Below are 10,239 nucleotides of genomic sequence, written 5' to 3'. Positions count from 1 at the left end.
GCGTGCCCCGGCGCCTTCATCTTCATGGGCAACGGCATGACCGCCGCCCTTCATCATCCCGAATACGACTTCAACGACAACGCCCTGCCAATCGGCATCGCGCTATGGGTTGATCTGGTGACCAGAGAACGGAACTAGGCCGCAAACGAGCTGGCCTAACACAAATTGAAACAGAAAAATGGCCGGAGGAACTCCCACATATTGCCTCAGTTAAATCTTACGGATATGCGCGCAAAGTCCGATTTTCACCGGATTGAACGTCGCTTTAGCGCTCCGAAAACTTTCCGAACGTGGCGAGGAACGCATGACAGTCCTCCGCTGCGCTCTGGGAAAAATTGATCGTTCGCTGACGCGATTGCCGTCGGCCGATCGTAAAACAGGGTGAATGGGTGCCGCCCGCCGCAGGAATTGGCTGTGGCTCTTGGAAGTCTCGGCCGTGTATGGCGCCTCGGGGACTTCAATTGCCCTCCTGACCGTCACGCGCTCTACCACCTGTCGCGTCTCAACCATCGGCATGCTCCCACCCTTTGAGACCGAGCATCTCCTGGTCTCGGCCGGTGTTGCGATATCAAAGGTCAAGAGGGTCGGGATTTCCCGCATCCGCGCCACCTGTTCCGCATTGGACCGGGCGAGCTTCCCTTTCTCAAGGTAGAGGTTGTCTTCCATCCCAACCCGTTCGTTCGAGCCCATGGTCGCCCCCAGGCGCCGGCTTGCCGCGTCCGGCGCCTCGATTGCCGAGTAGGTGGGGGCGTTACTGCCCCCACCCCTCACAGACCCGGACGTGCAGTTTTCCCGCATCCGGTTCCTCATGGTAGAGTTTCGCTCACGGTGGCAAACGAATGAAGAATCCTGGCTGGCGGCAGCGGATGGCGTTTCAGGATTTCGTTAAGGCGGGTCCATCGGAACACGCTTTGACGATCTAGCCGAGATAGCCATTTCCGCCATATCCTCACGACCTAGTGGGCGAGCCATCGCAATCGCCGAGCATTTCCCCCGACGCCATAATAGGCGAAGTGGCCCCGCATGCACATAATCTTGAGGCTGAGACATGGCTTCAGCATCATCCTTGCCTGCTCAGACTTTGCAGTGAAGGTACCGGTGTCAGCGATCTGCGGGCGCAAAGATTCTGTGAATTTTTTTGAAGGTTCTGTTGCAATGTTTTGGTTATCGGGCATGTGCACGGAGCGTCTTAAGGAATTTCGGAGGGTTGCGATGTCACCGGGACGCCAGTTTAACCCGCTTTGCGTGCGCTGGTACCTGGCCTGCAATCTCGGCCTGCGTGATCTGCCAAGAGATGATGGCCGAGCGCGGCATTGCGGTCGATCTACCGCTGGACTGTTCGCTTCTCGCCTCTGTTGCCGGAACGCTTCAATCCGCCGCAAGCGTGGCATCACCGGCAGATGGCATATTGACGAAATCCATCTCAGGTTCACGCTCTGCGGATGTATTCTAACGCGCGTCATTGACAGTTCGCTGAGCACCGCGATCTGCCTGCAGCGAAGCTGCTTTGTTAGCAGAGCGCCGAACTGTCATGCCGGCCGATCGCGTGGTCATCAATGGCAGTCAGACCAACCAGGAGGCGCTTATCTCCTGCGAGACCACGACTCGCCTGCAGGATCGCTCCCGGCATCGGCTGAAGCCCCCGGAGATTGGAAGATAGACGGGACTCAAGTCCTTCTACTTGGCGATATCAAAACCGATTGTGGCAATCTCTTCCATGGACGGCTCTCCCTAGGTGACTTTTGACAGCCACGCCATGGCACTTCGATGCCTGGAGCGGAGGCTGTCCACTTCATCACTCCCAAGCTTGGCAAAAATTTGCCGTGACTTTCTTTTTGGAGCAGGACGGCGGCACGCCGGTCAACTGGCGCAGTGTGCAGAACACGTGTGGACATCGGACATGATATTCGAACATTTATTACCGAGATTATACTTTCCGATAAGCTTTCTTAACCTACGTTTAACTCGATAATAACCTTCCGCGCCTCAGGAACGTGATACAGCTTTGGCGATGCTGGCCGAGGACGGCGGGCAGAGCCGCAGCCTTACAGCCGGCAGCTTTGTCAACCAATGACAACATCCAGCGCAAATGGCTGGGGAGCAGAGACTATGGAGCGCCGGCCAATGACCGCGGGCTCTCAACTTCGAGGGCTGGCAACCAGGGTGTCCGACCAGTTTTCTTTGGTCCCGTCGAAGGTCGAGTTCGGCCGATTTCTCGACCAGGCCAATGATAATGCCCAATCCAAGCAGTTATTCGACCTGTTATCTGTTTTCGCCCTGAATTTTGATTGTCCGTGGGTCGCCTATCGCTCTCTTACACCCAACCAAAAGGCGGTCCGACGCGATACGGCAGGCATCCTGAATTATCCTGGTGAATGGCAGCGGGTTAGGGATAACCCGTGGTCTCCACACCCTGCGACTTTCGATCCGCGACTGTCGGCTTATGGCTCCAGAGCCGCAGATTGCCACCTTCCTCGGCCATGCTGGGATAGAAGTTGAGCGCTGCGACGGTGTTGTGCGCCACCGCAGAAAGCTCGTAATCGTTCCCAGGACATACGAGTTGAGCGACATCGTCGTGGGGGTCCAAGGAAAATGTGCCGCTGCCAGACCAACTGAGAGCGCGACAAATATTAGCCTGACCGTGTTACGAACGGGCCAGCCGCAATTCAATGCCCTGTTTGTGAAGCTCGCGCTTCAACGCGTCGAATAATGCTCGGACCGGATCAACCAAATTCTCAAAAAGGGCGTCGACGTACGGTCGCGCAGTTTCCGCCTCTGCGAAATAGGTGGCTGCATCCTTCCTGTAATGGGATGCGCCGACATATTGTCCGGGCACCCCATCTTTACGCTCCTTGAGACCGGGACTGCCACTGAAGTTCGCAGTGATCTCGTCGGCTATTTCGGTGCTGAAGGCCTGCTTGATGTGCAGACCGGTGATCTCACCTTTCAGCACTGAGATGATCTCCGCAGTGCTGATCGAGCCGGTTCGTTCTCTGATGGCAAGAGGCGAGATGGCTGGCGGTTGAGATAGTTGGTTAGTCATTGGCTTGCTCCTGTAGTGCGTGATCAAGGATGGCGATGCCATGATCGAGTTCGACATCGGTGATGGTTATCGGCGGCAGGACTTTGATGACGTCGCGATTTGGCCCTGAAGATTCGATCAGCAGGCCATTTTCGAACGCGACATCGTGCACACGACCGACAACGGCCTGCGAACGGCACTTGAGGCCCGCCATCAGACCGCGGCCGCGCTTTTGTTCAATGAACTTGGGAAATTTCGCAATGAGGCGGTCAAGGTGCGTTTGCAACTTGAGGGCTGTCCGCTCGACGCCTGCAGTAAACCGCCCGTCCGACCACATTTTGCACATGGCCCCTGCCGTCACGAAGGCGAAATTGTTGCCTCTGAAGGTCCCGCTATGTTCTCCGGGATTCCATATGTCCATGTCGGGGCGAATAAGAACAATGGAGAATGGACTACCTGAACCGCTCAGGGACTTGGAAAGGCACACGATGTCCGGTTCGATTTTCGCGAACTCGAAGGAGAAGAAATCGCCCGTTCGGCCCGCACCTAACCTGCCTGAATGTCGTCGACGATCAAAACCACGCCGTGCTGCGCTGAATTTCTATGAGCCAAGCTGCGGATGCGGCGTTCATGCCGCCTTCTGCCTGGATGGTCTCCAGGATGATTGCGGCGGGCTTTTCGATGCCGCTCCCTGGGTCGCCCAACACGCAGTCGATGTAACTCGCGGTATCGAAAATTTGGTTCGGATAGCTGTCGTAAGGGACACGGATCACATCGTGACGAGCAACGCCGCCCAGCTCCCTGGTTGACGCGGAACCCGACACCGCCAGCGAGCCGAGTGACATGCCGTGGAACGCATTTGTGAAGGCCATGACGCTCGAGCGGCCGGTATATTTTCGCGCCAGCGCCAGCGCTGCTTCGTTAGCGTTTGTACCGGTCGGCCCAGGAAACTGTATCTTGTATGAAAGGTCCCTGGGTTTCAGAATCGACTCGACAAAAACCTCAATGAACTCACGTTTTGCCGCTGTATACATATCAAGCGATAGAAGAATGTTCTCGCCAACGAGATATTCGATTGCTGGTGCAATAATATTCGGGTTGTTATGTCCGTAGTTGAGTGCGCCGGACCCTACAAGGAAATCGATATATGGGTTGCCGGTCTCGTCCCAGATTGTCGCCCCAAGGGCTTTCGTAAAGACTGTCGGAAATGACCGGCCATAGCGGCGAACGTTGGACTCGTGTGCCGTGAAAGCGTCGGTATTCATTGTGGGGTCCTTTGCACGTGGGCATCGCGTTCATCGAGAGAGCGGTTAAACGTGTATAGTAGGTTGGCGGTTGTTCTTCAGTTTCACAAAGAAGACAGGAACAGTCCGGGCGAAAAGTTTGGATACAGCGGTGACTTTCAGAAGAATCTGCTGGCCACGCCGACATGCTCCTCAGAAGCTTCGCCATACAACGGAGACCGGACTTGCGCGGCAGCTCAACTGCACAGACGCACTTCGAAACCTCCATCGTCGTCACATTGCCCTGCATGCCGATATCTCTCGGTCAATGCGTTGTAACGAATTCCGTTCTAGAGTTTTCGGGCAGTCGTCGATACTACGGCATCTGGTAGTTGACGCACCTGCTTGTGGCCCACGAAAGCGCCTGCCGATCAATCAAATCATAAGCTTGGAGCCAGCAGCGGCGCCTTATGTGTGACAGGCGCTTCCGCCATGCAGCAAGCATTTCCATGCCGTGGAGCGCACCCACCGTGCGCATACAGCAGACCTTTACAACGGCCTTGGCAAGCGAGCCCCTATCGCGATCTTAGGCGGCTAGAATCTACAAGGCACATTGACCAATCACCGCAGGAGCGTGAGAACGACGAATGGCGGGCGCCAACAAAAACATTGGCAGTCGGCATATCCCCCTTCGCTCTCGTTCGCACTCCCTTTAGGGCAGAGATTCATGCCTGCCGGCGGGGTGATTAGGGATTGTTCTACCAAGATCACGCTAGGATGCTGACGTTCCCCCCAGTTTCTATCCAGCTTTGAGTTCGTTTCCGGCGTTGGGATTTGCCCTGATGGGCGGTGGAAGCGACGGGCGCTGGCGCGGAGCCTTTCGCATTGCGCAGCGCGAGCGACCGTCGCGGATTGAGGTCTGTGCTCGTTCGGCGTCTGCCGTCCGATCTGCGAATGAGGCCGCTCATGTTGTAGTCGGCGCCACAGGGCCAGGGAGGCGCGGGTCTGTGCGAGCGAGGTGAACAGCGTCTCGTTCAACAGTTCGTCGCGCAGGCGGTCAGCGAATTGGGCGTGTCGGCCGATGCAGTGCTTATCGGTCTGAAGGAAGGAAACGGCTGTTGCCATCCGCGCCGCGCGGATCGCTGCGTTATTTGGCAATTCGAAGCTCTGAAACCTCCTTCTGCATTATCCATCGTGTGGATGCGCTCCATCAAAACAATCGATTTTACGAAGAGTAGCGGAGATGAAAAAACGTCGCTCGGGAGGCGACGCCAATCGGAAGTCTCTCCAGTTATGCGGAAAATGGAGCGAAGTCCTTCTAGTTCGGATGCCAACGGACACCACTCGATAATCCGCTCGCTTTCTTGACGTGTCTCAAGGGCACAGGTGCCGCTCAGACGGTGCACGCAGGGATGATTGCATCGCGCTTTTTCGCACTGCAAGTCATTCGCACGTCCCGCTGACCATTCCTGTCAAAACGCTTCATTCACCCCCTTCATTACGGAAATGTCAGAGATGAGTTCACCCCGGCGTACGGCATTCATAACAGGCATCACCGGCCAGGACGGGGCGCTGCTTGCCGAACTGCTGCTTTCGAAGGGCTACATGGTGCATGGCCTGAAGCGGCGGGCCTCGCTGATCGGGAATACCCAGCGTATCGACCATCTCTATCAGGACCCGCATGAGGACCATCCCGACATGGTCCTGCATTACGGGGACATGACGGATGCGACAAACTTGATCCGTCTCCTGCAGGAAACGCAGCCCGACGAAATCTACAATCTGGCTGCTCAAAGCCATGTGCAAGTCTCATTCGAGACCCCCGAATATACGGCCAATGCCGACGCTCTCGGCACGCTGCGGCTGCTGGAAGCGATCCGCATTCTTCGCCTCGGGGAAAAAACGCGGTTTTACCAGGCCTCCACATCCGAACTCTACGGTTTAGTCCAGGATGCCCCGCAGAAGGAGACTACCCCGTTTTATCCACGCTCGCCCTATGCGGTGGCGAAGCTCTACGCCTACTGGATCACCGTGAACTACCGTGAGGCATACGGGCTCTATGCCAGTAACGGGATACTGTTCAATCACGAAGGGCCGACGCGCGGCGAAACTTTCATCACGCGCAAGGTGACCCGTGCAGTGGCTGCGATTATGGCCGGCAAACAGGACTGCCTCTATCTCGGAAACCTGGAGGCAAAGCGCGACTGGGGCTCGGCGCGCGACTATGTCGAAGGCATGTGGCGCATCCTGCAGCACCATGAGCCTGACGATTTTGTGCTCGCGACCGGCGAGACGCATTCGGTCCGCAGCTTTGTCGAGGCTGCCTTCAGGCGGGTCGGGAAGGAGATCGTCTGGGAAGGCGAAGGCGTTGACGAAGTGGGCCGCGAACGCCGGAGTAACCAGGCGCTGATCCGGATAGACAAGCGTTATTTCCGTCCGACCGAGGTTGACCTACTGATCGGCGACGCCTCCAAGGCCGCCACCAAGCTCGGTTGGGAGCCAAAGACCACCTTCGATGAGCTCGTCTCGGAAATGGTCGAGGCCGATTGCCGTGCCTCCGGAATCACGCTCGATTAGCGTGAAAAGATAATGATTTCGCTGGTGGGCAAACGCATCTGGTCGCCGGCTATAGCGGTATGGTTGGATCCGCACTGGTGCGCCGGCTGTCCGGCTTGCCTAAGGTAAAGATCCTCACGGTGGCAGTCGTGATCTCGACCTGACCGATCGCGCAGCGACGACCGCCTGGGTCCGGGCACAACGTACTGACCTGGTTTTCATGACTGCCGCCAGAGTGGGGGAAATCCTGGCCAACAACGAACGTCCGGTCAGCTTCCTCCAGAACAATCTCACGATCGAGCTCTCGACGATCGCGGCCACATTCGAGGCGGGCGTCGAGAAGTTCGCGCTGCTAGGCTCGTCCTGCATTTACCCCAAATTTGCGGCATAGCCGATCAAGGAAAGCGCTCTAAAGGGACGTTGCCTGACCTGCCAGCAAGCGGTTTCCCGAATCGAAGGTTCGCTGCATTCGGAAATCTACCCGAACTGGGCAACTGTCCATCGACGAAGGTGCGCGGCTTTGCCCCTTCTTAGAAAGCTTGCTCGCCACGATCCAGATGGTACTTTCGGTCGGTGAAGGCGAGTCGACCCGTACCGAACCAATCGCCGCGGTGTCTTGATCTCTCGGTTTCTGATACTCCGCAAACGCTTCTATTAATATCCTTGGGTGTCCGACAGGCACCGTCAAACATCATCAAGGAAGGCCGCTATGGCGATGGCAGTAAGGGACTCCGACTCCTACATCATCAAAGGGGGTAAAGAGGGCCGGGCGCGCCTTGCCGTCATTTCGCGCGTGCTGGCGCCTTCAACGCAATCGGTGCTTGATCGCTTCGAGCCGCTTTCGGATTCCACCGTGATCGACGCCGGCTGCGCGGGCGGCGATGTAAGCTTCGAGTTGGCGCAGCGGGTCGGGGCTAATGGCCGCGTCGTCGGCATTGACTTCGACGAAAGCAAGCTTGTGCTGGCGCGCGAAGAAGCCGCCGCGCGCGGCATCGGCAATATAGAATTTCACAACGCGAACATACTCCATCCCTGGCCGGCGGACGGAGCCACGCTGGTTCATGTCCGCTTCGTGCTCACGCATCTCGCCGATCCTGAACGACTCCTCGAACGGGCATGGGAGGCGCTCCTGCCAGGCGGCGCGATCGTTACTGAGGACATCGACTACGGCAGTCAGTTCTGCGATCCACCCTGCCCGGCCTTCGACCGCTACGTCGAGCTCTATGTCGAAGCGGCCCGTCGGCGCGGCGCCGATCCTTTCATCGGGCGCAGGCTTGTCCGCCTCCTTGAAGGCGTCGGGTTCGCGGATGTCGACTCAGCACTGACGCAGCCATACGGCCGACAAGGGGACGTCAAGCAGGTTCCGATGCTTACTTTCTCGGCAATCGCTAACGCACTGACGTCATCGGGTATCGCCACCAGCGACGAGGTCGGTCGTGTCACAGCCGAACTCGACGCCTTTGCTGCGCGGCCTGATACCACAATGTCTTGCCCGCGCATCTTCCAGGCTTGGGGCCGAAAGCCTGTGGGCGCTCAGTTCCGACCGTCCAAGAGCGCGGCCATAAGCTGAGGGACCATAGCTGATAGATTTTCCGCAATGAGCCCCAGCCCGAGTGGCGAGCTGCCTCCGCACGCACGGGACGGCCGCGCGGCGGCCTCAGAATGCTGGCATCCTCTGGGCCAGAGAGCCGGCTAAGCGGCCTCGAACGAACTTTCAGCTCATCGCCGTACGGCAGGACGGCGTAATCGAAACTGTCGAGCGTCAGCCGTTGCGGAAGGTATAGCCATAACCGTTGATCGCCGGCGCGCCGCCGAGATGCGCGTAGAGGACCCTCGACCCCTCCGGAAAGAAGCCTTTCTGGACGAGGTCGATCATCCCTTGCATCGATTTGCCCTCGTAGACGGGATCGGTAATCATACCCTCAAGCCGCGCGCACAGGCGGATCGCCTCCTTGGTTTCCTCGGATGGAATGCCATATCGCGGGTACGCGTAGTCATCGAGCAACACCACGTCATCGTCGACAACTTCCGTTTCGAGCTCGACGAGCGTCGCTGTATGTTGGGCAATGCTAAGCACCTGCGCCTTGGTTTTGGCGGGCGTGGCAGAGGCATCGATACCGATCACGTTGCGCTGTCGACCGTCCTCGGCGAACCCGACGAGCATCCCGGCATGCGTTGAACCTGTGACCGTGCAAACGACGATGTAGTCGAAGGCAAACCCAAGCTGTTTCTCCTGAGCCCGCACTTCCTCCGCGAACCCCACATAGCCGAGGCCTCCATTCGGGTGAACAGACGCCCCGGCAGGTATCGCATAGGGCCTGCCGCCCCTTGCCTTGACCTCGTAAAGCGCCTTTTCCCAACTGCGGCGGATACCGATGTCAAAACCCTCGTCGACCAGATGCACCTCTGCTCCCATGATGCGGCTCAAGAGAATGTTGCCGACCCGGTCGTAGACGGCATCCTCATGTGGTACCCAGCTCTCCTGAACCAGGAGACATTTCATGCCGATCTTGGCGGCGACCGCGGCGACCATCCGGGTGTGGTTGGACTGCACGCCCCCGATGGTGACGAGCGTATCGGCATCTGACGCGATCGCGTCGGGAATGATGTATTCGAGCTTGCGCAGCTTGTTTCCGCCGAAAGCGAGACCGGAATTGCAGTCCTCGCGTTTGGCGTAGATTTCCACCTTTCCCCCGAGATGCTTGCCGAGGCGGTCGAGCTTCTCGATGGGCGTGGGTCCAAAGGTGAGCGGATAGCGATCGAATTTTTCCAGCATGTTCTCTCCAGCAACACGTGATTGAGCTGAACCAGCTCCGCCCTCGCCCATGGGCTTTTGATTTGGAGCCAGCTGCGTCGTCGGACGTTGCAGAAGGCTCCCATTTTTCTTTCCAGCGCCGCGTCGTGATCGAGACAAAGCCACCCGCATGATGGCGTGCTGCGACGGCTATTTTGTGCCAACCGAACCCAAACAGCTGGATTCACGCTAGACGGGCCAGGATGCGGTCACCTCTGCCCGTTTCAAGCACACCTACGCTTGGACGGTCAGCTCGATGTCCCTGGTTGATCCAAAGTGGCGTAGATCTCCCATGGATCACGACGCCTCAGCAGGGAAATGCCGGGCCAAGCTGAGGCACATCTGAAGAATCAGTCCTCACCTCATCATGGTCTGCCGGCTGGGATCGAACTTCCTTGCAACTACCGAAATGCTCAGTCCTTTCGCCAGCTCTGCTAGCGCAGCCAGACCGCCAGACCAGAAAGAGCACGCTTGCGAAGTAGGCCAACTGAAGGAGCAGCGAACACGCCAGCGTCGTGACGACCACTAGACGGATGGAATGCAAGGCGAAGTAGACAGTCAGAGCGTTGCTGCACAGGACCAACCACAGGACGCGATGAAAGATTCTAAAGGGCAACGCCGTTCTCCTGGTTTGTCCCATCAAG

The 10,239-nt window shown here is 57.8% G+C and carries 7 protein-coding genes and 4 pseudogenes; 5 read left to right on the top strand and 6 right to left on the bottom strand.

Annotation, left to right across the window (positions count from 1 at the left end):
* Positions 1 to 138 (top strand): annotated as a pseudogene (locus tag HNQ71_RS35230) (amidohydrolase); the annotation flags it as partial.
* A gap of 72 nt (positions 139 to 210) precedes the next feature.
* On the opposite strand, the gene HNQ71_RS32430 reads toward HNQ71_RS35230, so the two are convergent.
* Entirely contained in the window at positions 211 to 798 is a 588-nt protein-coding gene (locus HNQ71_RS32430; protein ID WP_281391484.1) for a 3-keto-5-aminohexanoate cleavage protein, read from the bottom strand.
* Between the two features lie 414 nt (positions 799 to 1,212).
* Here HNQ71_RS32430 and HNQ71_RS35225 point away from each other — a divergent pair.
* Positions 1,213 to 1,651: pseudogene (locus HNQ71_RS35225) on the top strand (IS6 family transposase); the annotation flags it as partial.
* A 993-nt stretch (positions 1,652 to 2,644) separates the two neighbouring features.
* On the opposite strand, the gene HNQ71_RS36085 reads toward HNQ71_RS35225, so the two are convergent.
* From HNQ71_RS36085 to HNQ71_RS35215, 3 genes and pseudogenes are all read right to left on the bottom strand, one after another.
* Complete coding sequence (locus HNQ71_RS36085; RefSeq protein WP_246462296.1) at positions 2,645 to 3,043, bottom strand: hypothetical protein; 399 nt, start codon at positions 3,041 to 3,043, stop codon at positions 2,645 to 2,647.
* Positions 3,036 to 4,287, bottom strand: a pseudogene (ectB, locus tag HNQ71_RS32420) (diaminobutyrate--2-oxoglutarate transaminase). Before ectB ends, HNQ71_RS36085 begins: the two are co-directional and overlap by 8 nt.
* Before the next feature lie 757 nt (positions 4,288 to 5,044).
* Positions 5,045 to 5,310: pseudogene (locus HNQ71_RS35215) on the bottom strand (integrase core domain-containing protein); the annotation flags it as partial.
* 450 nt (positions 5,311 to 5,760) lie between these two features.
* Between HNQ71_RS35215 and gmd the strand changes: the two are divergent.
* The 3 genes from gmd to HNQ71_RS32400 all read left to right on the top strand — a co-directional run bounded on the left by gmd (position 5,761) and on the right by HNQ71_RS32400 (position 8,371).
* Positions 5,761 to 6,822: a GDP-mannose 4,6-dehydratase gene (gmd, locus tag HNQ71_RS32410; RefSeq protein ID WP_184878234.1), complete on the top strand. Its 1,062-nt coding sequence runs from the start codon at positions 5,761 to 5,763 to the stop codon at positions 6,820 to 6,822.
* 139 nt (positions 6,823 to 6,961) lie between these two features.
* Positions 6,962 to 7,192 carry an NAD-dependent epimerase/dehydratase family protein gene (locus HNQ71_RS32405; protein ID WP_184878231.1) on the top strand — a complete coding sequence of 77 codons (231 nt, stop codon included), beginning with the start codon at positions 6,962 to 6,964 and terminating at the stop codon, positions 7,190 to 7,192.
* A gap of 318 nt (positions 7,193 to 7,510) precedes the next feature.
* The gene (locus HNQ71_RS32400) at positions 7,511 to 8,371 is read left to right on the top strand and encodes a methyltransferase domain-containing protein (protein WP_184878177.1); all 861 of its coding nucleotides are present in this window, start codon (positions 7,511 to 7,513) and stop codon (positions 8,369 to 8,371) included.
* Positions 8,372 to 8,563: 192 nt separating this feature from the next.
* Here the strand turns inward: HNQ71_RS32400 and HNQ71_RS32395 are convergent, their stop codons facing one another.
* Together HNQ71_RS32395 and HNQ71_RS32390 are read right to left on the bottom strand one after the other, a co-directional pair.
* Positions 8,564 to 9,577, bottom strand: a complete 1,014-nt coding sequence (locus tag HNQ71_RS32395; RefSeq protein WP_184878228.1) for a 1-aminocyclopropane-1-carboxylate deaminase — start codon at positions 9,575 to 9,577, stop codon at positions 8,564 to 8,566.
* A 325-nt stretch (positions 9,578 to 9,902) separates the two neighbouring features.
* Positions 9,903 to 10,235: an exopolysaccharide production repressor protein gene (locus HNQ71_RS32390; RefSeq protein WP_246462294.1), complete on the bottom strand. Its 333-nt coding sequence runs from the start codon at positions 10,233 to 10,235 to the stop codon at positions 9,903 to 9,905.
* Positions 10,236 to 10,239 lie beyond the last annotated feature (4 nt).

The organism is Mesorhizobium sangaii (assembly GCF_014207355.1).
Taxonomy (GTDB): Bacteria; Pseudomonadota; Alphaproteobacteria; order Rhizobiales; family Rhizobiaceae; genus Mesorhizobium; species Mesorhizobium sangaii.
Note: the sequence above shows the minus strand (reverse complement) of the source record. Positions and strands in the feature narration are given on the sequence as shown.